The 22,593-nt window shown below is 63.0% G+C and carries 23 protein-coding genes; 10 read left to right on the top strand and 13 right to left on the bottom strand.

The window, feature by feature from the left end; translation table 11 throughout:
- Nucleotides 1–25 precede the first annotated feature (25 nt).
- Nucleotides 26–2,773, top strand: a complete 2,748-nt coding sequence (locus DSM104635_RS03415) for a TonB-dependent receptor (RefSeq protein ID WP_158764855.1) — start codon at nt 26–28, stop codon at nt 2,771–2,773.
- A gap of 82 nt (nt 2,774–2,855) precedes the next feature.
- A complete protein-coding gene (locus DSM104635_RS03410; protein ID WP_158764854.1) occupies nt 2,856–3,227 on the top strand; it encodes a response regulator in 372 nt (123 codons plus the stop codon).
- Here the strand turns inward: DSM104635_RS03410 and mmsB are convergent.
- The 9 genes from mmsB to DSM104635_RS03365 all read right to left on the bottom strand — a co-directional run bounded on the left by mmsB (nt 3,224) and on the right by DSM104635_RS03365 (nt 10,310).
- Nucleotides 3,224–4,123: a 3-hydroxyisobutyrate dehydrogenase gene (mmsB, locus tag DSM104635_RS03405; RefSeq protein WP_267129078.1), complete on the bottom strand. Its 900-nt coding sequence runs from the start codon at nt 4,121–4,123 to the stop codon at nt 3,224–3,226. The genes DSM104635_RS03410 and mmsB overlap by 4 nt on opposite strands.
- Nucleotides 4,124–4,229: 106 nt before the next feature.
- Complete coding sequence (locus DSM104635_RS03400; protein ID WP_158764852.1) at nt 4,230–4,736, bottom strand: CHRD domain-containing protein; 507 nt, start codon at nt 4,734–4,736, stop codon at nt 4,230–4,232.
- An 823-nt stretch (nt 4,737–5,559) separates the two neighbouring features.
- Nucleotides 5,560–6,627: an enoyl-CoA hydratase/isomerase family protein gene (locus DSM104635_RS03395; RefSeq protein ID WP_158764851.1), complete on the bottom strand. Its 1,068-nt coding sequence runs from the start codon at nt 6,625–6,627 to the stop codon at nt 5,560–5,562.
- Nucleotides 6,628–6,756: 129 nt separating this feature from the next.
- Entirely contained in the window at nt 6,757–7,059 is a 303-nt protein-coding gene (locus DSM104635_RS03390; RefSeq protein WP_158764850.1) for a hypothetical protein, read from the bottom strand.
- The gene (locus tag DSM104635_RS03385) at nt 7,059–8,555 is read right to left on the bottom strand and encodes a CoA-acylating methylmalonate-semialdehyde dehydrogenase (protein WP_158764849.1); all 1,497 of its coding nucleotides are present in this window, start codon (nt 8,553–8,555) and stop codon (nt 7,059–7,061) included. Before DSM104635_RS03385 ends, DSM104635_RS03390 begins: the two co-directional genes overlap by 1 nt.
- Nucleotides 8,556–8,804: 249 nt before the next feature.
- A complete protein-coding gene (locus tag DSM104635_RS03380) occupies nt 8,805–8,969 on the bottom strand; it encodes a DUF1328 domain-containing protein (RefSeq protein WP_158764848.1) in 165 nt (54 codons plus the stop codon).
- A gap of 63 nt (nt 8,970–9,032) precedes the next feature.
- The gene (locus tag DSM104635_RS03375; protein WP_158764847.1) at nt 9,033–9,668 is read right to left on the bottom strand and encodes a superoxide dismutase; all 636 of its coding nucleotides are present in this window, start codon (nt 9,666–9,668) and stop codon (nt 9,033–9,035) included.
- 11 nt (nt 9,669–9,679) lie between these two features.
- Entirely contained in the window at nt 9,680–10,135 is a 456-nt protein-coding gene (locus DSM104635_RS03370; protein ID WP_158764846.1) for a hypothetical protein, read from the bottom strand.
- Nucleotide 10,136: 1 nt separating this feature from the next.
- A complete protein-coding gene (locus DSM104635_RS03365) occupies nt 10,137–10,310 on the bottom strand; it encodes a DUF1328 domain-containing protein (protein WP_158764845.1) in 174 nt (57 codons plus the stop codon).
- Between the two features lie 146 nt (nt 10,311–10,456).
- On the opposite strand from DSM104635_RS03365, the gene DSM104635_RS03360 reads away from it, so the two are divergent.
- Complete coding sequence (locus DSM104635_RS03360; RefSeq protein ID WP_158764844.1) at nt 10,457–10,783, top strand: ElaB/YgaM/YqjD family protein; 327 nt, start codon at nt 10,457–10,459, stop codon at nt 10,781–10,783.
- Here DSM104635_RS03360 and DSM104635_RS03355 read toward each other — a convergent pair.
- The 3 genes from DSM104635_RS03355 to DSM104635_RS03345 form a co-directional block, all read right to left on the bottom strand.
- Complete coding sequence (locus DSM104635_RS03355; RefSeq protein ID WP_158764843.1) at nt 10,736–12,430, bottom strand: sensor histidine kinase; 1,695 nt, start codon at nt 12,428–12,430, stop codon at nt 10,736–10,738. The two genes, DSM104635_RS03360 and DSM104635_RS03355, sit on opposite strands and share 48 nt — an antisense overlap.
- A gap of 68 nt (nt 12,431–12,498) precedes the next feature.
- Nucleotides 12,499–13,044, bottom strand: a complete 546-nt coding sequence (locus DSM104635_RS03350) for a sigma-70 family RNA polymerase sigma factor (protein WP_158764842.1) — start codon at nt 13,042–13,044, stop codon at nt 12,499–12,501.
- Nucleotides 13,041–13,223: a NepR family anti-sigma factor gene (locus tag DSM104635_RS03345; RefSeq protein WP_228445824.1), complete on the bottom strand. Its 183-nt coding sequence runs from the start codon at nt 13,221–13,223 to the stop codon at nt 13,041–13,043. Before DSM104635_RS03345 ends, DSM104635_RS03350 begins: the two co-directional genes overlap by 4 nt.
- Nucleotides 13,224–13,450: 227 nt before the next feature.
- Between DSM104635_RS03345 and DSM104635_RS03340 the strand changes: the two genes are divergently transcribed.
- The 4 genes from DSM104635_RS03340 to DSM104635_RS03325 all read left to right on the top strand — a co-directional run bounded on the left by DSM104635_RS03340 (nt 13,451) and on the right by DSM104635_RS03325 (nt 17,538).
- A complete protein-coding gene (locus DSM104635_RS03340; protein WP_158764841.1) occupies nt 13,451–14,239 on the top strand; it encodes a response regulator in 789 nt (262 codons plus the stop codon).
- Nucleotides 14,240–14,321: 82 nt separating this feature from the next.
- Nucleotides 14,322–14,492: an entericidin A/B family lipoprotein gene (locus tag DSM104635_RS03335; RefSeq protein ID WP_158764840.1), complete on the top strand. Its 171-nt coding sequence runs from the start codon at nt 14,322–14,324 to the stop codon at nt 14,490–14,492.
- A 101-nt stretch (nt 14,493–14,593) separates the two neighbouring features.
- Nucleotides 14,594–15,073 (top strand): copper chaperone PCu(A)C, encoded by a 480-nt coding sequence (locus DSM104635_RS03330; protein ID WP_158764839.1) that lies wholly within the window; start codon nt 14,594–14,596, stop codon nt 15,071–15,073.
- A 104-nt stretch (nt 15,074–15,177) separates the two neighbouring features.
- Nucleotides 15,178–17,538, top strand: coding sequence for a putative bifunctional diguanylate cyclase/phosphodiesterase (locus DSM104635_RS03325; protein ID WP_158764838.1), 2,361 nt, complete (start codon nt 15,178–15,180; stop codon nt 17,536–17,538).
- Here the strand turns inward: DSM104635_RS03325 and DSM104635_RS03320 are convergent.
- Nucleotides 17,535–18,017: an Lrp/AsnC family transcriptional regulator gene (locus tag DSM104635_RS03320; protein ID WP_158764837.1), complete on the bottom strand. Its 483-nt coding sequence runs from the start codon at nt 18,015–18,017 to the stop codon at nt 17,535–17,537. The two genes, DSM104635_RS03325 and DSM104635_RS03320, sit on opposite strands and share 4 nt — an antisense overlap.
- Before the next feature lie 99 nt (nt 18,018–18,116).
- Here DSM104635_RS03320 and DSM104635_RS03315 point away from each other — a divergent pair, with 99 nt between their 5' ends.
- The 3 genes from DSM104635_RS03315 to DSM104635_RS03305 are packed head-to-tail and all read left to right on the top strand — an operon-like array spanning nt 18,117 to nt 22,570.
- Nucleotides 18,117–20,195, top strand: a complete 2,079-nt coding sequence (locus DSM104635_RS03315; protein WP_158764836.1) for an alpha-ketoacid dehydrogenase subunit alpha/beta — start codon at nt 18,117–18,119, stop codon at nt 20,193–20,195.
- Nucleotides 20,196–21,413, top strand: a complete 1,218-nt coding sequence (locus DSM104635_RS03310; RefSeq protein ID WP_158764835.1) for a dihydrolipoamide acetyltransferase family protein — start codon at nt 20,196–20,198, stop codon at nt 21,411–21,413.
- Nucleotides 21,410–22,570 carry an amino acid aminotransferase gene (locus tag DSM104635_RS03305; RefSeq protein WP_158764834.1) on the top strand — a complete coding sequence of 387 codons (1,161 nt, stop codon included), beginning with the start codon at nt 21,410–21,412 and terminating at the stop codon, nt 22,568–22,570. The genes DSM104635_RS03310 and DSM104635_RS03305 overlap by 4 nt, the downstream gene beginning before the upstream one ends.
- The last annotated feature ends 23 nt before the right edge of the window (nt 22,571–22,593 follow it).

Raw genomic sequence — 22,593 nt, 5'->3', positions numbered from 1 at the left:
CGGCCCGGGCACTGGGAGGACGGCGATGAAGAGCAAATCAAAATTGGGTTGGATTCTGCGCGCAGGCGCGTCGTTGGTAGCGATCGGGGCGGCGACGCCGGCCTTCGCGCAAGAGGCCGACGACGGCGTGTCCGACGAAATCGTCGTGACGGCCACGGGTCGTAGCGCTGCGATCCAAGACGTTCCGATCGCCGTGACGGCGCTGTCTGGCGATCAGATGGAAGCCTCGGGCGTTGAAGACTTGCGTGACATCACCCAACTGGCGCCCTCATTCTCGATGGATACCGGCCAATCGCTCGCGTCCACCACGGCTCGCGTACGCGGCATCGGAACGGGCGGCGACAACGTCGGCTTCGAAGCAGCCGTCGGCATCTTCATTGACGGCGTTTATCGGGCGCGCGCAGGCGCGGCCCTATCCGATCTTCCAGAGCTCGAGCGCGTCGAAGTGCTGCGCGGACCGCAAGGCACGCTCTTTGGCCGCAACACTTCCGCAGGCGCCCTGAGCGTCATCACGGCCGGCCCAGACTGGGAGCCCGGCATGATGGTTGAAGGCGACGCCGGCCTCGACGACCTCGGGGGCGGCTCGCTGCGAGCGATGGTCAACATCCCCCTCACCGACACTTTCGCCTTCCGCGTCGATGGCAGCGTGAGAGATCGCGACGGCTACGTGACCGACATCATTAGCGGCGACGACATCAACGACGTTAGTCGATCGACGGCGCGCGCCCAGGCCCTTTGGGACATCTCTCCCGAGGCGTCGCTTCGCGTGATCGTTGATGCAAGCGAAAGCAATGAGGTTTGCTGCGGTATAACGCCATTGGTCTACGGCTCGACGAACGCGGCGGTCGCTGGCATCAGCGGCGCGGTTATCGGCAATACGGGCTCTCCGGCGATCAACGTCGAAGAGCGCTTCATGAGCGTGACGCCGGCTCTTCCCGGCCTGCCACTCGGCACGACTTTCTTGCCGTTCCCAAGCGGCGGCGGCGGCTTCGGCGTTACCGGCCTGCGCAGCTTCCCGATCCAACCCGGTGGACCCGCTCGCAACTATGGCGACGCCTCAGAGGACGCCGGCATTTCGGCGCAGCTTGATTGGGAATTCGGCGGCGTTTCGATGACGTCGATCAGCGCGTACCGGGATTGGGAGCAAAATCGCAACCAGGACATCGACTTCCATTCTGCGGACATCGCCTATCGCTACGGCGATGTCGTGGGCGCGAAGAATCTCACTCAGGAACTCCGCTTTAACGGCGAGTTTGGACGCGTCAATTGGCTCGCGGGTCTCTTCTATTCCGACGAGGAAACGACGAACCTTTCAAACATTCAAGTCGGCGCGCACGCGACGGCATACGTCAACCTGAACTCCATTGGCGCCACCGCTGACGTCGATCCCGGCCCAGGCGTGGTCCCGGCATTTGCTTTCGCGCCGAACGGTTGCGAACTCTATGATTCGACTGCAGGCGATGTCGACGGCGTCAGCGATCCGATCCCTTCACTCTTCTATTGCGCGTCCGGCGGCGGCGGCATCCTCAATCCTCTGAATGGCGCGTATCTCGCGGGCAACGTGAACGGCCAAGGCCAACAAGGGGACCGCTGGCAAACCAACACGACGAGCGTCTCGGCGTTCACACACAACGAGATTTCTCTTAGCGAGAGACTCACCTGGACCATCGGCGCGCGCCTCACCAACGAGGACAAGGAGATCCGGGCGGATTTGTCCTCGACGTCCAGTTCGTGTGACGCTCTACAAGCGCTCGAGGTCGCCTCTGACCCCGCTGTTCCGGGGCCTGGAGGCATCGTCGCGGCCCTGCAGGTCAGCTCGCTTAACCCGCTCATGAACCTGGCCTGCAACCCAGCCGTCAACCCGATCTCGAACGGGACATGGGAAGGCGACCAAAACGAGCAGGAATGGAGCGGCACTACATCGCTCGCCTACGATCTCAACGAGGACGCCATGATCTATGCTGGCTACTCGCGCGGCTATAAGGCCGGCGGGTTCAATATGGATCGCCAAGGGTTCGCCGTGACGCCGGCGCTCGTCGACCCAACCCAACTCAACATTTACCAGACGCAGTTCGATCCGGAATTCACGGATGCGTACGAGATCGGGCTGAAGACGACGATCCTCGGTGGAAGCACTACATTTAACGTGTCTGGTTTCTACCAGCAGATCCACGACTACCAGCTGAACGCCTACAACGGCTTCAACTTCATCACGCAGAACGTGTCTGAGCTGATTTCGCAGGGCGTCGAGCTGGAAGTCACGTCGCGGCCGACCGAGGGTCTCTTCCTGACCGGTGGCGTCACCTACAACGACGTGTATTACGATAGCGACGAGTCGTTTAATCCGCTCACACTCGCGGCCAACTGCCCGGGCGGCACGCCGTGCGCGGCAGACCCGAACAGCATCGTCGCGGGCGATCCGCTCAGTTTCGCGCCGGAATGGTCAGTGACGGGCGGCGTTTCCTATACCGTCCCGGTCGGTGGTTCGCTGCAGGCAGTGTTCTACTTGGATGGCCGCTGGGTAAGCGAGCATCGCACTCAAACACTGGGCCGCGATCCGCTTGGCCGCACGGACAACGACGCGTTCGCGCTCTATAACGGCCGCATCACCTTGGGTTCGCCGGACGAGCGGTGGGCTGTCGAGTTCTGGGGCCAGAACCTCCTGGACGAAACCTACTATGTCGGCTCGTTCTCGCCTCCGCTGCAGAACAGCTACGTCGTGTATCCCAACGCGCCAGCAACGTATGGCGTGGCGGTGCGCCTCCAGTTCTAATCGGTTCTCCAGAACTGAATGCGATGGCCGGGGCGAAAGCTCCGGCCATTTCTTTTTGCGCGAAGCGAACTAGCGTTGCGCCATGACAGCGGCGCTCAGCGTTCTCATCGCGGATGACCACGAGCCGATGCGCGCTCTGCTACGCAAGGTGCTTGAACGCGCGGGCGTCGGCGACGTGCGCGACGTGAAGAGCGGCGCAGAAGCGCTCGCGGCGCTTCAGGAACGGCGCGCGGATCTGCTGCTGGCGGACATGACGATACCGGAGATGGACGGCGTGGCGCTCACGGAGCGCGTGCGTGCGGACTATTTGGTTACGCGCGTCATCATGATCACGGGCCGTGCCGACGCGCGAACCAGAGACGCAGCGCGCGCGGCTGGCGCCGATGCCGTGCTGGTAAAGCCCGTCGCGCCGCGCGATTTGCTGGCGGCGATCGAGCAGCTGTTCACGGACTAGAGCCGGCCGCGTAGCATTTGCAGGATGGCGGAGAAATCCTTGTTGGGGTGGCCGCGATCGACGAGTTCGCTGTAGAGCGCTTCCGCCGCGCTGCCGAGGGGGGTGGGGGCGCCGGAGATGTCGGCGGCTTCCTGCGCGAGTCTTAGATCTTTTAGCATCATGGCGGCGGCGAAGCCGCCTTCGTAGTCGCGGTTGGAGGGCGCCGCTGGCACCGGGCCGGGCCACGGGCAGTACGATGTCAGCGACCAGCACTGGCCGCTGGCTTTCGAGGCGATGTCGAAGAATTTCTGCGGATCGAGGCCCAGACCCTCCGCCAAGGCGAACGCTTCGCTGACGCCGATCATGGAAATGCCGAGCAGCATGTTGTTGCAGATCTTGGCCGCCTGCCCTGCGCCACTGTCGCCGGCGTGGATGGTGGCCTTCGACATCGGCTTCAGCGCGTCTTCGATCTCGGCGAAATCCTGTTCGCGGCAGCCGACCATGAAAGTGAGCGTGCCGCCCGTCGCCGCAGCGGTGCCGCCGGATACGGGCGCGTCGGCGGCGCGGAAGCCTTGCATCGAAGCGTCGCGCGCGACGGTGCGGGCGCTGTCCACGTCGATGGTGGAGCAATCGATCAGCAGCGCGTCTTTCGGCGCGTTGGGCAGGATGGTGCTCATGTAGACGTCGCGCACGTGGCTCCCGGCGGGGAGCATGGTGATGACGATGTCGGCGTCCTTCACGGCATCAGCGGCGGACGCGGCGGGCGTCATGCCTTGTTCCTTGGCGCGCGCCATCGCGTCGGCGGAGAGATCGAAGGCGAACACTTCGCGGCCTGCCTTGGCTTGGTTGGCAGCCATGCCGGAGCCCATGTTGCCGAGGCCAATGAATGCGACGCGGGTCATGGGATGCTCCTCAATATGGACCGCCGGCGCCTCGCCGGCCTGCGCCAATGGCGCATGTTCTAGCGTTCAATTAGACCAAACCAACCATGCCGGCGAGGGCGCCGGCGGTCCATATTCGCCGCTAGTCGGCCGAGACAACGCGCCCGCTGATCTCGCCGTCGCCGAAGGCTTCGGTGTGGAGGTTGAGGTAGATCGGGTCGTTGGCGAGCGCCGCGATGAACTGATCGAAGCTCAGGCTCGAGCGCGTGCGTTCGGCGGCTTCGGCGTACGGGAAATCGGTGACCGTGACCGTGAAGCCGTCGGCGGTTTCGACGTAGCTTTCGCCGAACGGGAACGGCGCGATCAAGGTGACGTCTTCGCCTTGGTAGCGATGCAGATGCATCGGGCCCATGCGGCTGTGAGCGAGGTGTTGGGCGAGATCGTCGAACTTGAGGCCGGTGATGACGATCTGCGCGTCGATGGTTTGGGTTTCGGTGTCGACGGTGAGCGTTGCTGTGCCAGTCGCCGCGGAGCCGGTTTCGGTCGGGTACTGCGCGCCGGCGAGTGTTGCGGTGTAGCGGAGTTCGGCGGCGGCGACGGGTGACGCGGCGCTTACGATCGCTGTGACCAAGACGAAGCGGCGGTTCATGGTGCGTCTCCCCTGGCCCGACACTGATCACGCGTAGCGGCGCAATCCACTCACGTTTGCTTGAGGCGTGCGTCAACCTTGTGTCGCGAACGCGAAGGGAGTCGGGGCGCGCGATCCGCGCTGAGGTAGTCTCTAGGGCCTCCTTCGCCTTGCGGCTTCGGAGGAACTGCGCGTTGCACGCGCCCCGTTCGGAAACGGTTTTCCCGGATTGGCCGAGGGCGTTGCTGTCGACGTATCCAGGCCGCTGAGCCGCCTGGTCGCCTTAGCGCCGTAGCCACGAGCCGGTGCTGCGCGCAGATGCTTCCGTTGCATCCGGACCCCGCGGTTTTCGCGAGCAGAGCTGACCATCGTTCGTTTCGTCCTTGCGCTGAAGGAGGCGGCGTACCCTTGCGGGCCTTCTCGCGTTCCTCAGGTTGGGGACTTGCTCAGTGGCTTCGCGCCTTAGCTTCACCACTGCGACGATCACCGCGCCGTATCCGGTCCAACACATTCCAAAGTTTCGGAGCTCTTCGAAATCTCCCGTGTGCGGACGGAGGGCAGTGTACGCGGAGAGTCAATTCGGTCGGATAGATTTCGCAATCGTCGGCAGGTTGGAGCGCGCGCCTCCGGCGCGCACGTAGCGCATGTGCTTGAGATTAAAGCGCCAATGCGGGCCGGAGGCCCGCGCTCCAACCTGCATGGGTCCGCGGCGAGTGTGGGATAGGGTGCAATCTATCCCCCTATTCCAGTCATTCCAGACGGCCGGAGGCCGATCTGGAATCCAGGGCAATCGCTTAGTCGTTGGCCCTGGATTCCAGATCACGCTCCGCGTGTCTGGAATGACTCAAAGCGACGACCATTCTTCGGTGGGCGGCAGGGGCGCGAAGATTTCGTCGAGCATGGCGGCAGTAACGCCATCGAGGCCGGCGGGATCCCAGACTGGCTTGTTGTCCTTATCGACGATCAAGGCGCGGACCCCTTCCTGGAAGTCGTGACGAGCGCAGACGCGCGAGGCGATGCGGTATTCGCTGCGCATTTCGTCGGCGAAGCTTGGCATGGCGGCGCCTTCGCGGAGTTGGCGGAAGCTGACTTTCAGGGTTTGTGGCGATTTGGTGCGGAGCGTGGCGAGTTGGGCTTTGGCCCAATCGCTGGAATCGGCCTCAAGCGCGGCGAAGATTTGTTCGACGCTGTTGAGCGCGAAAATCCGGTTGATGCGTTCGATGTTTTCCGGAGTCAGCTCTTTGGGCTTGCCGGCGGATTCGCTGAGCGCATCGAGGCCGCTGGCAAGTGCGCTCTCAGCATTGTGCGTTTGCGCTGCGCCGGCGATTTGGGCGCGGGCGGCGGAGAGGATTTCAGTCGGCATGAAGTGCGTGGCGATGCCGGCGACGAGGCAATCGGCGGCTTTCAAGCGCGCGCCGGTAAGGGCGAGCCACATGCCAATCTGGCCGGGCTTGCGTGGCAGGTACCAGCCGCCGCCGACATCGGGGAAAAGGCCGATGCCGGTTTCAGGCATGGCGTAGGTCGTGTTCTCGGTGGCGATGCGAAAGCGCGCGGGCATCGAGATGCCAACGCCGCCGCCCATGGTGACGCCGTCGATCAGCGCGACGACCGGCTTTGGGTAGTGGAAGAGCAGATGGTTGAGGCGATACTCGGTGAAGAAGAACGCGCGCGCTTCATTGCCGTCGCCTGCCCCGCTTTCGGCGATCATGCGAATGTCGCCGCCGGCGCAAAAGCCGCGCGTGCCGGGGGCGTGATCGAGCAGGATGGCGTGGACGCTCGGATCATCGCGCCAGGCGAGCAGTGCTTGAGTCATGTTTGCGCACATGTGCGTGTTGAGCGCGTGCAGCGCGTGCGGGCGGTTCAGCGTGATGTGCGCGAGGCCGTTGGCGGCTGAGGTGAGGACGTCAGTCATGTCAGATACGGCTCTCCGGTAACGCCGCAGCGGCTTCTTTCCAAACGCGTGGGTTACCGAGTTGCGTGACCTTGTCGAGACCAAGGTTTTCTAACAAGAGACCCTTTCCGCTCAATCATTGCGCGTAACTTAACCATGATCTCTGGTGTTGGCGTTCCGTTTCCTAAGCCACCAAGCGAACCAAACAATCGCGCAAAGGAAAAGACACGTGACGGCAACCAGCGTTGGCATGCCCATCAAAAACGCGCCGAGGTGCGTATAGAAGTCTCCTTCGACCCCGACCGGAATCCAGATCATGAACAGCACAGGCGCCGCGATACCGACGGCCGCCACTGCCGCAGCAAGACGGGGCGCCCGAATCAGCAATGCAAAGACCGTCGGTGGACTCGCTGCGATCAGTGCGCTGATAGTCAGAACTGCGGCAATGAACATCACCGCATCGTCGGAATGACGAAGCTTGAATCGTCCGTCATGCCTTCGGGCCAGCGGGCGGTGATGGTCTTCACTTTGGTGAAGAACTTCACGCCTTCCATGCCGTGTTGGTTGGTGTCGCCGAAGGCGCTGCGCTTCCAGCCGCCGAAGGTGTGATAGGCGACCGGCACCGGGATCGGGACGTTGATGCCGACCATGCCGACGTTGACGCGGCTCGCGAACTCGCGCGCGGCGCGGCCGTTGCGGGTGAAGATGGCGACGCCGTTGCCGTATTGGTGCTGGCTCGGCAGCGCGAGCGCTTCCTCGAAGCTTTCAGCGCGCACGATCTGCAGCACCGGGCCAAAGATTTCTTCCTGATATGTGCGCATGTCTGTTTTGACGTTGTCGAATAATGTCGGGCCGATGAAGAAGCCTTCTTCGTAACCTTGCAGCGTGAAGTTACGGCCGTCGCGGACGAGTTCCGCGCCCTCTTTGGCGCCGAGGGCGATGTAGTCTTCGACTTTCTGTTTGTGCGCGGAGCTGACGACGGGGCCGTATTGGGCGTCGGCGTCGGTTGAGATGCCGACTTTGAGCTTTTCGATTTCCGGCAGCAGGCGTTCGCGCAATTCGTCCGCCGTTTGTTTGCCGACCGGCACGACGACAGGCAGCGCCATGCAGCGTTCGCCGGCGGAGCCGTAGGCGGCGCCGACGAGATCCTTCACGGCCTGGTCCATGTCGGCGTCGGGCATGATGATGCCGTGGTTCTTGGCGCCGCCCATGGCTTGCACGCGCTTATGGTTCGCGGTGCCGTGGCTGTAGATGTAGTGGGCGATGTCGGACGAGCCGACGAAGCTGATCGCCTTGATGTCTGGATGGGCGATGATGGCGTCGACCGCTTCCTTGTCGCCGTGTACGACGTTCAAGACGCCCACAGGCGCGCCGGCTTCCATCATCAGCTCGGCGAGGCGAACCGGGACGGACGGGTCCTTCTCGGACGGCTTCAGGATGAAGGTGTTGCCGGTGGCGATGGCGACGCCGAACATCCACATCGGGATCATGGCGGGGAAGTTGAACGGCGTGATGCCGGCGCAGACACCGAGCGGCTGACGCATCGAATAGACATCGATGCCGGGTCCGGCGCCTTCGGTGTATTCGCCCTTCAGCGCGTGCGGGATGCCGCAGGCGAACTCGATCACTTCAAGGCCGCGTTGAATGTCGCCCTTGGAGTCCGCGATAACCTTGCCGTGCTCGGACGAGAGCAGATGTGCGAGCTCGTCCATGTTTTTTTCGACAAGCTGCTTGAACGCGAACATGACGCGCGCGCGGCGCTGCGGGTTGGTGGCGGCCCAGGCGGGGAAAGCGGCGACGGCGGCGGCTACGGCAGCATCGACATCGCGCGCGGCGGAGAACGCGACTTCGGCCTGCTGCGACCCGGTGTTGGGGTTGTAGACGCGGCCGGCGCGGCCGCCATTCGCGGCGGCGGACTTGCCGTTGATGTAGTTTTGGATCGCGCGCATGGGGATCGTCCTTCGGCTAGCGTTCGGGCTTTCCCATACGCTTATCCATGCGCCTCCGGTAATGCAATTTCGCAGGATCGAAAGCCCGAAAACACAAGAGCGCGCCCACCGAAGTGGACGCGCTCGCATGTCGGTTTCCGGATCGCACGCACCAACCTAGCGCGCACTGCTGCCGCGGAATGGGCGGTTGCGCCGCCTATCTGGGGCTGCCGCTACGCTGGGCCAGGGCCCTGCGACGCGACCCGCTCGCTAGCCCCTCCGCGCCATGCCCATGATCAGGGAGACCACGAACAGAACGAGGAAGATAAAGAACAGGATTTGAGCGATGCCGGCCGAAGCGGAGGCGATGCCGCCGAAGCCGAAAACTGCCGCGATAATCGCGACCACGAAAAAGATAAGAGCCCAGCTCAGCATTTGCGTCGTCCTCCGTAGAATGAACTTGGAATGAAAACGCCGGGCCTTACCGCCGGTTCCGTTTCAGGACGGAAAGCGCCAGGCGTTCACGCCACCGTTACGGGCGGCGTCATACTGCGCTTCCGCGAAATGCCAGTTCGCGAGCTTGCTGAGGAAGGCGTCTAGGAATTTGCCGCGCTCGTTTTTGTAGTCGAGATAGTAGGCATGCTCCCAGAGATCGCAGACCAGGAGCGGCGTGACCTTGGGATCGACGATTGGGGTTTGAGCGTCGTGCAGATCTTGCAGCTGCACCGCGCCAGTGGCGTCTGCCACGAGCCAGAGCCAACCTGAGGCGAAGTGGTTCTCACCTTTGATTTTTGCCTCCTCGCGAAATTTGTCGACGGAGGTGAATATCTTCTCGATCGCGGCGAGCAGCTCGCCCTGCGGACCGGATTGCGTTTGTGGCGTCAAGCTCGCCCAGAAGAAGGCGTGATTCCAGGCTTGCGCAGCATTGTTGAAGAGCTTCGCATTTTTCTCGCGCACGGCGAGACGAACCACATCTTCGAGCGTGTCCGGAGCATCGCCGCGGCCTTCGAGGGCGGCGTTCATTTTCTTGATGTAGGCGGCGTGGTGTTTGCCGTGGTGGGTGTTGAGCGTGTCGCGCGACATCGCCGGCTCCAGCGCATCTGCGGCGAACGGGAGCGGGGGCAGTTTGAACATGGGAGTCTCCGTCAGGCGGGTTCGTATTTTTCGCGCGCCGTTTCGGGCGGAACGGGCCATAACTCGCCGTTGACGCCCTGCACGATCCAGTCGCCGCGTCGGGCGTGCTGCTCGCCTTCCAAAGTTTGGATGGTGGCGGCGTGATCGAGCGTGAAGTAGCGGAGCGTAACGTCCGTCCGTTTCCGATATAGGCCGCCGCCGAGCGGTTCATAGGTGCGCTCAAAGATATCGGGGCTGACCACGGCGTAATTCTCGTCGCCATGATTGACGATGAAATCCTCACCGCCACGAGCGTGAAGCACGCCGTGACTTGTCTGGAGTTCGCGGTCGGCCTCGGCGCGCCAAGCGCGCACGGGAAGCTGAACAGCCTTCGGTCGGATCGAGCGCCAAGTGACGTTTTCGGGCGGCTCGGTGATGTAGCGCCGAGACGACGGGCGCTCGCCGAAGATGAAAGAGACGAGATTCACGTCACGTCACCGACTGGCCGCGAATGGCGCGGACGACGAAGCTGATCACGAGCAAAGCGAGGAAGAGCAAGAATAGGATTTTGGCGATGCCGGCCGCCATGCCGGCCAAGCCAAAGAAGCCGAAATAGCCCGCGACGATCGCGAGAATGAAAAACACCAGCGCCCAGCTGAGCATGTCCGGAACTCCATCAGTGTGCAGACGCAACGCGAGCTGCGTCCGCGAAGTTCCGCGCGGTAATGGCGCAGGAACCCGGCGCGAAACCACGTGTTGAGAACAAAGGCGGCCTGGGGTCGCTGCGATGCAATACGAGGAGTTTCAACATGGCACAGGCCTTGGACACAGGGATGCGCGGGCGCAAGAATGGACACGCGCGCTCGGCGCTGAAGTCACGCACGACCGACGTGCTGGATGATTTCACCGAATTGCGGAAAGACATGACGAAGCTGGCGGACGCCGCCCGCAAAGCCGCTCGCGAAGAAGTGAAGCACGCGGGTCAACGGCTCGAAGGTCTGGGCCGCGATATGCGCACGCGCGCCGCTGAAGGCAGCGAATATGCGGTCGAGCAGGTTCGCAGTCATCCGGGCGCGGCGATTGGAATTTCACTCGGCGCCGGCTTGCTGTTGGGTATGGTCCTGGCGCGTCGCTGAATCAGATTGGCCGGCGGCGCTATTGTGCGCCGCCGGAGGCACCCGCACCCAAAGCGCGAACGCGCTACCGGGCGTTCGGCCAACCGACGCGCCGAGTTGGCGCGCGAAGGCGTCGATGAGGCGCGTGCTTGGACTTGGCGTATTCGCAGCTTGCCCGCTCGTGATGATCGCAAAGCGAGCCTCGCCATCCGGATCTTGGCGCAAACTTAAGGCAAGTTCACCGCGGGCATCCGCGAGGCTGTCGAGCGCCGCGGAGATGCCCTCCCCAATCAAGAACGCCAGCGGCACGGCGCGATCGACATCGACACGCGCTTCGCCGACGTCAATTTTGGGCGTGACGTCCTTGGCCTGCGCACCGCGTGATTGCAGCAGTTGACGCGCAATTTCCGCGGCCAGATCGTCCAGTCTGAGGGCGCGAACTTCGCCGGAAGAATAGATCCGCTGGTGCACCAGCGCCATGAGCTGAACCCGATCATGCGCGCGGGCGAGGCCCCACGCTTCGGACTCATCGCGTGCGTCGCGCGCCTGAATGTTCAGGAGACTGGCGACCATTTGCAGATTGTTCTTCACGCGGTGATGGACTTCGCGCAGCAAGGCGCGCTCCTCGCTGAGCGCCTCAATGAGCCGCTGTTCGCGGCCGCGGAGCGTCTTCGCCATCGCCGCCAGCGTGCGGCGAAGCGAGCGGATCTCATCGGGCGCGCTCGCGAGCGAAGGCCCCTCCATGACATCCTCGCCACGCGCAAAGCCGCGCGCGGCGCTTTCCAGCTGCGACAGCGGCCGCGCTACGAAAATCTCGATCGCGAACCAGCCGGCGCCGATCGCGAGCAGCCAGATCATGAGCGGCGCCGCGATTGAAACAGCCAAGCCGGCCCAGCGGCGGACTGGCGATTGATCCGGCGCCCAAGACATCACCGCATATAGGTCTGGTGCATGGAGTGGCACGACGACGGCGTTGCCATGCGGCACTTCTATGAAGGCCGGCTCCGGCCCGATCATGCGGCGGATTTGTTCGACTGTCGGCAAGCCTGGCGCGCGGCGGCTACGGTCGACGGACGATTGGGCGATGATCCGGCCATCGAGATCGACGATGACCGCCCGCGCGCCGTCGAGAGAGCGGCCGCGATCGAGCAGCTCGCGCAAATCGTCAATTGCCATCGACGCCGACACGAAGCCTACGCGACGGCCGGCGTCGTTGCGAATCGGCTCCATCGCGGCAAGCACCGGCCGTTGAGCGAGCGCGGAGTACTCGACAAATCCGATCGTAAAGCCATCGCGCGCAACAGCGCGCTGTCGCAACGCGCTATTGCGGCTCCTGAAGCCCGATGGCGCCGCGGGAACGCTGCAACGGACGAAGCCGCGATCATCGGTCACGGCCATTGATGCGATGGTGCGATAGCGCTCGACAACGCCGCCTAGCCACTCACGGCAATCGCCGACGCCGCTTTCGCGGAGTTCGGGGCTCGCCGCCAGCACGCGGAGCAATTCGCGCAATTCGTCGATGGCGCTGCGTTCGACGGAAATCGACTGCAAGGCGCGGCGGCCCAGTGTTTCTTCGAAGGCGGCCTGGCGCGCTTCGACGGCGTTCAGCCCGACCTGCATGGCGATCGCGCCGGCGGGCAACATGGCGAGGCCGAGCAATAAAGCCATGCGCCCGCGCATTGACCGGAAGGACAATGCGCGGGGCCAGAAACTGAACTGCTTTTCGCCCTGAGGCTTCACACGTTCGCCGTATCCTCAACCATGCGCCCTTCTCCGGACACGAGGGAGGGGTCTTCGTCAAGGCCGAGCATTTCGGAGAGCTTTTTGCGGGCGCGATTGACACGACTTTTGATCGTGCCGACGGCGCAACCGCAAATGTGCGCGGCTTCTTCGTAGGAGCATCCCGAGGCGCCGACGAGCGTCAGCACTTCGCGATGATCGGGCGCGAGTTGTTGGAAGGCGACCTTGAAGTCTTCGAGATCGACCGAGCCATCCTGTTCGGGGCGCGAGGAAAGCCGCGCCGCGAACTTGCCGTCCGCGTCTTCGATCTCGCGCTTCGATTTGCGAAGCTGCGAATAATAATGGTTGCGCAGGATCGTGAAGAGCCAAGCGCGCAGATTGGTGCCTTGCTCAAAGCGATCGACGTTGGCCAACGCCTTGACCAGAGTGTCTTGCACCAGATCGTCGGCTTGCGCGGGGTTGTGGGCCAGTGACCGCGCGAATGCGCGGAGGCTGGGCAGAAGCTCAATGAGCTCCGTCTTGAAAGCAGCGGGCGCGTTCATTGCTTTTTGCCCTCCGCGGTATCGAGCTTGCCGAGCAAGTCGAGAAAACGATCGGGCACGGGCTCGCTCGCCACTTCGCCAAAGGCGAGCCGCAGATTCCGCGTGATCAGCGCCTTGTGATTGCCGCTGGTCTTTCGCGCTTTTTGGGCGCTCCCGTCCTGGGGCGGTTTTCTCGTCACTAGAGTTTCCATCTCGTCTTTCCGCCGCATTGTGCCGATCAAACCCCCGTCTAACCAGTCCTGGTCGGACCCGCGCATCGATCAGAACGCCGTCACCGCCACCCTGTTCCGGCGTTCAGGAACTTTTTTCAGGCGACCGCGTTTGTCTTGGCTCGCTGGGATGGGAGAGTACAATGAGCCTTCAGCCACCTGAACCACAAAAATCCAACGAAAACAAAGGATCGTATATGTCTCTGGCTAGGGAAATTGCGCCCCATCTGCCGTTGCTGCGCCGGTACGCGCGCGCTTTGACCGGCGCGCAGCCCAGCGGTGACGCATTTGTGGCCGCCGCTCTGGAGGCGATTGTGGCCCGTCCGGAGGAGTTTCCGCGAAACCTCGACCCGCGCGCGGGTCTCTACCAAGTGTTTCACCGCATCTGGGAGAGCGGCAACGTCGAAGTCGAGGCCGACGAGACCGCGCGCGGCGCGAAGAAGGCGCAGGAGCGTCTGCGTGCGTTGTCTCCGCTGACGCGCCAAGCCTTGCTGCTCACGACGTTGGAGAGTTTCACGGTGCAAGAGACTGGAGAAATTCTTGGCCGTTCGCCGGAAGAGGTGAACGCGCTCATTGATGAAGCGCTGGAAGAACTCGATCGCCAAACCAAGGCGCGGATTCTGATTATTGAAGACGAAGCGGTGATCGCGATGGATCTCAGCGATCTGGTGACCGGCGCCGGACACGATGTCTGCGCGGTGGAAGCGACGGCGTCCGCGGCGGTGGCGGCGGCGAAACGCGAGCGTCCGGATCTGGTGTTGGCCGACATTCAATTGGCAGACGGATCGTCAGGCATCGATGCGGTGAAGGAAATTCTCGCATCGTTCGAAGTGCCGGTGATTTTCATCACGGCCTTCCCCGACCGTTTGCTCACCGGCGAACGGCCGGAGCCAACGTTCCTGATCACGAAGCCGTATTCGCCTGACATGGTGCGCGCGGCCGTGAGCCAGGCGCTTTTCTTCGAAAGCACAGGTTCCTTGAATTAACGAATACGGAACAGTGCAGGCGGCGCGACGTTGTTGTAACGCGCGCCGCTTGGGCGGCGCGGCGCACACCATGGAGTCGCATATGTCCCGTAAGATCACGTCCCCGCTCGTCGCGATGGCCGCCATTATCGGCGCTATCTCGCTCGGCGCTTGCAACACGGTCGAAGGCGTTGGCGAAGATGTCCAACAAGCCGGCGAAGCCGTTGATGAAGCCGCTGAAGACGCAAACGACGGCAATCCGAACACGCCGTAACCGGCGTTACCCGCGGCCCCGCGCACTACGCGCGGGGCGCGCGCTGGGTGCGGCATTGCGCCGGATGACAATGCCGTAAAGGCACGCCAAGGCTCTCGGTCATGAGAGCCTTTTTTTGTGTTCTGATCGTCTCCATGGCCGCGGCATGCGGCGCTCCGCAACAGCCCGCGGAAGAGGCCACGACCGAACAGATCTCATCGATGCGCCTGCAAGTGCTCGACACTTGGGCATCGCCGACTCTGGGTGGCGTTGATGTCTCGGCCGGCTATCTCACCATCGCCAATGACGGCGACAGCGCCGATCAACTCGTTTCTGCTTCGAGCGCGCGTGCGGCGAGGGTTGAAATCCATGAGATGACGATGGACGGCGCCGTGATGCAGATGCGCTCGATAGCGGCGCTGCCGATCGGGCCGGGCGAGCGCATCGAACTCGCGCCGGGCGGACGCCACTTGATGTTTTTCGGCGTCACGCAACCCTTCGCGGCCGGCGAAGAGATTCCGGTGCAGCTGACGTTCGAACATGCCGGCGTCATGGATATTGCGCTGCCGGTACGAGCGGGCGCTACGCACGGTCAGCACTAGGCCGCTGTCCTAAAGTTAACGCTGACTTCAAGAGCGTGCGCTACACAAGACGCATGCATCGACTCGCGCCCCGCGTTTCGCACCCGAACAGACGCGGCTAGGCGATGTTCAAGCACCTGCGGGTCAAGCTGACGGTTTTGTACGCGGCGTTGTTCTGCGCGACGCTTCTGCTCATCGGCGCCACCGCCTACGTCGTTATTGAAGGCAACACGCAGCGGATTGCGCGCGCACAACTAGCCAGCATCGGGGCTGTGTTTGACCGCACTTGGGCGCTTCGTTTCGATCACCTGCAAGACAGCGCGTTTCAAACAGCCGGTTCGCCAATCTTCCAAGCCGCCGCCGCCGCGCGCGACGATCGCCAGATCGAAGCGCGCCTGAGCGCGCTGCGTGAAGCGGCGGGGGCTGACATCGCGTTTCTGGTCACGCGCGAAGGCTTGATCGTGGGCGAACACGGCGGGCCCAACGCCTCCGTGACACCCGGTCTGCAGGTGGCGCTCGGGCGCGAGCAGACGCCGCAAGGCGTGTTTTTGTCTGGCGACGATCTCTATCAGACGACAACGGCGCCGCTGCCAATGGCGCAGGGCTGGGTCGTGCTCGGCGCACGGCTTGACCGGGGAGAGTTGACTGGGCTCGAGCAATTATCGTCAACGCCCGTGCGTGCAACGACGTTTTTCAAGACCAGCGCCGGCTGGACGGATGGCGACGATCTCGCGACCGCGGAGACCGTGGCGTTTATCGACCAAGCAACGGCTTCGACATCAATCGTGGCGGCCGAACTTGAAACGTCCAGCGGCGCCGCGCTCGCACTCGTGCGCCCGCTGCCTTCGCTTGACGGCACACGAAGCGTACTGCTGTTGCGCTATCCCCTTTCCAGGGCGCTTTCACCGTACGGCGCGTTGTTCAATACGCTATTGGCGATCGGACTTGCGGGCCTCGCGCTGTTGATCGCTGGATCGTGGTTCCTGGCGCGCAGCATCACGCAACCGCTATCGACGCTCGAAACCGCGGCGAAGAAAATGCAGCAGGGCGTCTACGAGAGCATCGTGGTGCGCACCAAGGACGAGCTTTCGCGTGTCGCCGCGAGCTTCAACGCGATGAGTGAGGCGATCCGCGAACGCGAACGCAAGATCACACAGCTGGCCTACCATGACGGCGAAACGCGGTTGCCGAACAGGCTGGCGCTGGAGCGCAAACTGGCGGTCGCGCAGCCGGAACGGCTTTATTTGGCGGCGATTGGTGTCGACCGCTTCGCGCACGTTCGCGGCGCCATCGGCTATTCGTTGATCGGCGCTTTGATGCGCACGCTGGGATCGCGGCTCGCTCGCCTGGTGCCCAACGCGCCGCTTGGGCGCTTGTCGAGTGACATGCTGGGCGTCGCGTTCCTGGCCAATGACGAAGCCGATGCACGCAAACGCGCGGCCGCGCTGGTGGCGAACCTTGAAGAGTCGCTGTCGCTCGAAGGCCAGGTCGTCGACATCAACGTCACCGTCGGCGTGGCGCAACCACGCGCAAAGGGTGAGAGCCCCGCCTCGATGATCGAACGCGCCAGCATCGCGCTGGATCAGGCGCGTGCTTCGTTGCAAAAGGTCGGCGTGTTCGATCCGGCCGCGTATGGCGATCCGGCGCGCAACCTTTCGCTGATGGGTGAAATGCGGCGTGCGCTGGAGGATGGCGACATCCATCTTGTGCACCAGCCCAAGTACAATTACCGCACCGGCCGCATCGATAGCGCTGAAAGTCTAGTGCGCTGGCGCCATCCGAGCCGCGGCATGATCCCGCCGGATCTGTTCGTGCCGATGGCGGAAGAAACCGGTCACGTGCGCGCGCTTACCGATTGGGTTTTGCAGCGCGCTGTTGAGGATCAGCAGCGGCTCAGTGCGGCGGGTTTCAAATTGACGCTGGCGATCAACATTTCAGCGCGACTTTTGAGCGATACCGACTTCGCGCAAAGCGCCATTCAGCGCGTGCGCCAGGCGCCGCACACGATCTGCTTCGAGATCACGGAAACAGCGGTGATCGATAACCCGAAGGTCGCGCTCGAAAACATCGAGCTATTCGCGGCCAATGGCATTCGCGTTGCGATCGACGATTACGGCTCGGGGCTCTCCTCCCTCGCCTATCTCAAGCAATTGCCGGCGCATGAGCTGAAGATCGACAAGATGTTCGTGCAAAACATCACGACGAGCCAACGCGACGCGCTCTTGGTTCGCTCGACAATCGACTTGGCGCATGGCCTGGGCATGGATGTAACGGCTGAGGGCGTGGAGACGCCGGCGGCGTTCGCGCTGCTCGCCACGATGCGCTGCAATCTGGCGCAGGGCTATTTGGTGTCGCGGCCAGCTCCGCTGGATGAATTGATGACATTGCTCGCGGACGAAAAGCGCCTACGCTTCTATCAGCAAACCGCTGCGAGCAGCGCGCACGTTGCGCCGGTTCAGGCCACGGATACGAACAGGACAGCTTAGGCTTCGTCGAGCGGCAACGCCGTTGTGTCCTTCAAGTGCTCCAGCACAATCGAGCTTTCCATGTGTGCGATAGCGGCGCAGCGCAGCAATTTGGACTGCACGATTTCCTGAAAGTGCGGCAAGTCGCGCGCGACGATCTTCATGAGGTAATCCGTCTCGCCCGTCGTCATCACGCAGAGCGTAACTTCGTTCATGCGCGCGACGAGATCACGGAACTGCTTCACGTTGGCGGCGGCGTGATCGCGCAGGCGCACGCGGATGATCGCCGAACAGGTGAGGCCCGCGCGCTCTGGCTCCAGCACGCCGACAATGCCCTTTAGGACGCCGTCTTCTTTTAATTGGGCGAGACGGCGTGAAACTTGGCTCGCCGAAATGCCCGACTTTTCCGCCAGGTCGGCTTGCGACACGGAGGCGTCGCGCTGAATCGCAAACAGTAGCCGCCGATCAGCTTGATTCAGCTCGATTTTGTCTGTTTTCATGCAATTTTGGGCCAGTTATGCATCATTTGTGCGGATAATAGCCGGTCGACGCCTAGAATGCACGGCAATTGCGTTGAAATGACAGTATTGTCCCGGTCCATGAGCTCCAAGCCGAAGCCTGCCCCGAAAACTCAGGTCGACACCGATTGGAAGCGCGTCGTCGAGTTGGTGCAGTGCTCGCGGGCGATGGACGCGATCGAGGAGCAGCACCTCGTTCCGGGCAAGAAGATTTTCTACCAGTTCAGCGCGCGCGGTCACGACATGGCGCAAGTGCTGCTGGGATTGCACTTGACGCACCTGAAAGACGCGATCTGCGGTTACTACCGCTCGCGGCCGATCCTGTTGTCGCTCGGCGTGAAGCTGGAAGACGCGCTGGGCTCGGCGATGGGCCGCGCTGGCGGTTATAGCGACGGGCGCGATATCGGGGTCGTGTTCAACTACCCGAATGCGTCGGGCGCGTCCGCGTTGCCGATGTGCGGTGGAGTCGGCGCGCAGTACACGCCGACCGCCGGCTACGCGCAGGCGATCGAGTATTGCAAGAGCGTGCTGGGCGATCACTCCTATGACGGCGCGATGGGGGTCGTGCTCGGTGGCGATGCGTCGGTGGCGACGAACGGGTTCTGGTCAGCGCTGACGATGGCGACGACGCTGAAGTTACCGATGCTGTTCTACATCGAAGACAACGGCTTCGGCATCTCGACACCGGGATGGCTGCAAACGCCGGGCGAAAACATCGCAAAGAATCTGGCGAGCTTTTCTGGGCTCAAGGTGCTCGATGGCGACGGCACGGATCCGGTAGCTGCCGCCGAGCTAATTTCGGAAGCGGTTGGCCATGTGCGCGCTGGGTTGGGCCCTACCCTACTGCGTCTCGCGGTGCCGCGGCTGCAGGGACACTCGTTTCAAGACACGCAAGCGTACAAGTCGAAAGAGACGGTGGACGCCGAGTGGGCGCGCGATCCGTTGCCGAAGCTGAAGGCGCATGTCGTGCCATCGCTGATCGATGCGAAGGAATGGGACGCGCTTGAGGCGAACGCGAAGGAGCTTGTCGAGCGCGCCGCGAAGATCGCGGATCAGCGGCCAGTGAGCGAGCCTTCGCAGGTGACGCGCTTCGTGTTCAGCGAAGATGGCGCATTGCAGGATGAAGGCGGGCTTTGGAATACAGGCTACGACGCGCCACGCTCAAGCGATGACGCCAAGCCCGAAGGCGCGCGCATCAACATGATCACGGCGATCCGTCGGACGCTGGATCACGAACTCGCGGTCAATCCGCGCGTTCTGGTGTTCGGCGAAGACGTCGGGCCGAAAGGCGGCGTGCATGGCGTGACGCTGGGCTTGCAAGAGAAGTACGGCGTTGAACGCGTGTTCGATACGTCGCTTTCAGAGGAAGGCATTATCGGCCGCGCTGTCGGCATGGCGATCGCGGGGCTGATGCCCGTGCCTGAAATTCAGTTTCGGAAGTACGCCGACCCAGCGTGCGAGCAGATCAACGATTGCGGCACGATGCGGTGGCGGACGGCGAATAGGTTTGCGGCGCCGATGGTGGTGCGGATGCCGGTCGGCTTCTTCAAGTGCGGCGACCCGTGGCACTCGCAGACCAACGAAGTGCAGTTCGTGCATTCGCCCGGGTGGCGCGTGGTCTGCCCTTCCAACGCTGAGGATGCGGTGGGTTTGCTGCGTACGGCGTTGCGCGGCAACGATCCGGTGATGTTTCTCGAGCATCGCAATATGCTCGACGCCGCGAGCGCGCGACGGCCTTATCCGGGCGATGATTTTGCGCTGCCGTTTGGCGTGGCTAAACGCGTGCGCGAAGGTGGCGACATTACCGTTGTCGCGTGGGGCGCGATGGTGGAGCGGTGCGAGGCGGCGGCGGACAAGGCGGAGGTTAGCGCTGATATCATTGATCTGCGGACGCTGGCGCCGTGGGATAGCGAAGCGGTGCTCGCCTCCGTGCGGCGCACGCATCGCTGCTTCATCGTGCATGAAGATATCGGCACCGGCGGTTTCGGCGCCGAGATCGCGGCGGTGGTGGCGGATCAGGCTTTCCTCGACCTTGATGCGCCGGTGGTGCGGATGACGATGCCGGACATCCCCTCGCCGCACCATCCCAAACTAATGGAGTGGGCGCTGCCGTCGGCTGAACGGATTGCGGCGAAGATCACTGAGCTGGTGGGCTTCTGAATGAGCGACACCGCCAACATCGTGATGCCGCTGGAGCAGGAAGGCTCGAAGTCAGTTGTGCGCGTGTGGCTGAAGCGCGTTGGCGACGCGGTGAAGCGCGATGAGCCGATCGTTGAACTTGAGACGGATAAGGTCGCGGTGGAAGTGCCGGCGCCGGCGGATGGCGTGCTGGCGTCGATCGCGCTGAATGAAGGTGAAGAGGCGGCGCCGGGGGCAACGTTGGGTGTGCTTACGCTCCGCGTTGCAGCTGCGGACCGCCGGCTTCCAGCCGGCACGCCTGCAAACACTCAATCGGTTGAAGCGAAGTGGCCGGCCGGAAGCCGGCCGTCCGAAGGCGAGAGAGAAGCGCGGCTCTCTCCACTGGTGAAGCGTTTGCTGTCGGATCACAAACTTGATGCTGCCGATGTCAACGGCACGGGGCGCGATGGGCGTATCACGCACAAGGATGTCGAAGACTTCGTTGCTCGCGGCAAGGCAATGCCTGCGGCGAAACCAGCGCCAGCCGCTATCGTTGGCGGGCGCGTTCCACACGACGCCATGCGACGCTCGATCGCCGAACACATGTCGCGCTCTGTCGCGACCGCGCCGCATGTGACGGCGGTGTTCGAGGCGGATTTCTCCGCGATCGCGGCGCATCGTACAAAGCACAAGGATGCGTACGCCAGGAGCGGCGCGCAGCTGACCTACTCCGCGTACATTGTGCGGGCGGCGGCGGAGGCGATGAAGGTTTCGCCGAACGTCAACGCGCGCTGGCACGACGATTTCCTTGAAGTGTTCGAGGATGCGAACATCGGCATGGGCGTGGCGCTGGGCGATAAGGGGTTGATCGTTCCGGTGATCCAGCGCGCGCAGACGCTGACGCTCAAGGAAACGGCGACGAAGCTGACGGATCTGGCGGAACGTGCGCGAAAAAACGCGTTGAAGCCGGCTGACGTGCAAGCCGGCACGTTCACGATTTCCAATCACGGCGTTTCCGGTTCGCTTGTCGCAACGCCGATCATCATCAACCAGCCGCAATCGGCGATCCTCGGCGTCGGCAAACTGGAGAAGCGCGTTGTCGTCCGCACGATCGGCGGCGCCGACGCGATGGTGATCAAGCCGATGGCGTACGTATCGCTCACCATCGATCACCGTGTGCTCGATGGTCACCAGACCAATGCGTGGCTGACGCGCTTTGTCGAAAATCTCGAAACCTGGCCTTTGGAAGACGAACAATGATCAAAACGCTCGCGCCCAAATCGCCTGATCCGCTGCTGAAGATCATCAAGATGTTTCGCGAGGACACACGGAGCGACAAGATCGACCTTGGCGTCGGCGTCTATAAGGACGCGAGGGGTAATACGCCGGTGATGCAAGCGGTGAAGGATGCCGAGGCGCTGCTGCTGGCGACGCAGAAGACGAAAACGTATGTCGGCCAGCAAGGCGACGTGGATTTTCTGAAGCTGGTCGGCCAGCTGGCTTTTGGTGAAATGGCGCGCGATTTCGTTTCGATTCAGGCGGTCGGCGGCACCGGCGCGTTGCGTTTGGGGTGCGATTTGTTGCGTGAGAGCGGCGCCAAGCGCATCGTGCTGCCGCAACCATGCTGGCCTAACCATCCGGCGATCGTGCGCGCAGCGCGACTCAAGGCGCTCGATGCGCCGTTCTTCGATGTCGCCGAACAGCGTATCGATATGGACGCACTCATGGACGGCATCACGCAAGCGGAACGCGGTGATGCGGTGATTTTGCAGGCGGTGTGTCACAATCCGCTGGGCGCGGACTTCTCGGCGGATCAGTGGTTGGAGCTTGCGGATGCGCTGAACGCACGCGGCATTATCCCCTTCCTCGATCTCGCCTACCAAGGCTTCGGCGACGGCATTGACGAGGACGTTGCGGGCGCTCGCGCGTTCCTGGAGCGTGTACCTGAGGCGGTGATCGCGGTGTCCGAGGCGAAGACGTTCGGGATTTATCGCGAACGGGTTGGCGCGCTCTATGTGAAGTCGGCAGAGAAGGCGCGGCCGGCGGTGATGAGCAACCTCGCCGCGATCGCGCGGGCGAACTACTCGATGCCGCCAGACCACGGTGCTTCGATCGTGCGTGAAGTGCTTGGCGACGAAGCGTTGCGGCAATCGTGGCGCGACGAACTCGACGCCATCCGAGGACACATGAAGCGCACGCGCGCGAAGCTTGCCGAGGCGCGGGTGAATTCGCTGCCGATGCATTTGATCGCGGGGCAAAAGGGCATGTTCTCGACGCTGCCGCTCTCGGAAGCGCAAGTCGGGCGGCTCCGCGAGGAGCACGGCATCTACATGACAGACTCGGCGCGGATCAACGTCGCTGGCCTGCGCGAAGCGGATATTCCGCGCTTTGTGGAAGCGTTGAAGGCTGTGGCTTAATCCAATATGGACCGCCGGCGCCC

Source organism: Terricaulis silvestris (genome assembly GCF_009792355.1).
GTDB classification, from domain to species: Bacteria; Pseudomonadota; Alphaproteobacteria; order Caulobacterales; family Aquidulcibacteraceae; genus Vitreimonas; species Vitreimonas silvestris.
The sequence above is the reverse complement of the archived record's forward strand: the minus strand, read 5'-3'. Positions and strand labels throughout refer to the sequence as shown.

What these genes read in the sequence shown, in the direction of transcription:
- DSM104635_RS03390 (WP_158764850.1), bottom strand. Translation starts at nt 7,059, where the DNA reads ATGTTCATTGCCGCAGTTCTGACTATCAGCGCACTGATCGCAGCGAGT.
- DSM104635_RS03385 (WP_158764849.1), bottom strand. Translation starts at nt 8,555, where the DNA reads ATGCGCGCGATCCAAAACTACATCAACGGCAAGTCCGCCGCCGCGAAT.
- DSM104635_RS03340 (WP_158764841.1), top strand. Translation starts at nt 13,451, where the DNA reads ATGTCTCTGGCTAGGGAAATTGCGCCCCATCTGCCGTTGCTGCGCCGG.
- DSM104635_RS03375 (WP_158764847.1), bottom strand. Translation starts at nt 9,668, where the DNA reads ATGTTCAAACTGCCCCCGCTCCCGTTCGCCGCAGATGCGCTGGAGCCG.
- DSM104635_RS03365 (WP_158764845.1), bottom strand. Translation starts at nt 10,310, where the DNA reads ATGCTCAGCTGGGCGCTGGTGTTTTTCATTCTCGCGATCGTCGCGGGC.
- DSM104635_RS03400 (WP_158764852.1), bottom strand. Translation starts at nt 4,736, where the DNA reads ATGAACCGCCGCTTCGTCTTGGTCACAGCGATCGTAAGCGCCGCGTCA.
- DSM104635_RS03335 (WP_158764840.1), top strand. Translation starts at nt 14,322, where the DNA reads ATGTCCCGTAAGATCACGTCCCCGCTCGTCGCGATGGCCGCCATTATC.
- DSM104635_RS03325 (WP_158764838.1), top strand. Translation starts at nt 15,178, where the DNA reads ATGTTCAAGCACCTGCGGGTCAAGCTGACGGTTTTGTACGCGGCGTTG.
- DSM104635_RS03315 (WP_158764836.1), top strand. Translation starts at nt 18,117, where the DNA reads ATGAGCTCCAAGCCGAAGCCTGCCCCGAAAACTCAGGTCGACACCGAT.
- DSM104635_RS03330 (WP_158764839.1), top strand. Translation starts at nt 14,594, where the DNA reads ATGAGAGCCTTTTTTTGTGTTCTGATCGTCTCCATGGCCGCGGCATGC.
- DSM104635_RS03320 (WP_158764837.1), bottom strand. Translation starts at nt 18,017, where the DNA reads ATGAAAACAGACAAAATCGAGCTGAATCAAGCTGATCGGCGGCTACTG.
- DSM104635_RS03415 (WP_158764855.1), top strand. Translation starts at nt 26, where the DNA reads ATGAAGAGCAAATCAAAATTGGGTTGGATTCTGCGCGCAGGCGCGTCG.
- DSM104635_RS03410 (WP_158764854.1), top strand. Translation starts at nt 2,856, where the DNA reads ATGACAGCGGCGCTCAGCGTTCTCATCGCGGATGACCACGAGCCGATG.
- DSM104635_RS03355 (WP_158764843.1), bottom strand. Translation starts at nt 12,430, where the DNA reads ATGGCTTTATTGCTCGGCCTCGCCATGTTGCCCGCCGGCGCGATCGCC.
- DSM104635_RS03350 (WP_158764842.1), bottom strand. Translation starts at nt 13,044, where the DNA reads ATGAACGCGCCCGCTGCTTTCAAGACGGAGCTCATTGAGCTTCTGCCC.
- DSM104635_RS03305 (WP_158764834.1), top strand. Translation starts at nt 21,410, where the DNA reads ATGATCAAAACGCTCGCGCCCAAATCGCCTGATCCGCTGCTGAAGATC.
- DSM104635_RS03360 (WP_158764844.1), top strand. Translation starts at nt 10,457, where the DNA reads ATGGCACAGGCCTTGGACACAGGGATGCGCGGGCGCAAGAATGGACAC.
- DSM104635_RS03310 (WP_158764835.1), top strand. Translation starts at nt 20,196, where the DNA reads ATGAGCGACACCGCCAACATCGTGATGCCGCTGGAGCAGGAAGGCTCG.
- DSM104635_RS03380 (WP_158764848.1), bottom strand. Translation starts at nt 8,969, where the DNA reads ATGCTGAGCTGGGCTCTTATCTTTTTCGTGGTCGCGATTATCGCGGCA.
- DSM104635_RS03395 (WP_158764851.1), bottom strand. Translation starts at nt 6,627, where the DNA reads ATGACTGACGTCCTCACCTCAGCCGCCAACGGCCTCGCGCACATCACG.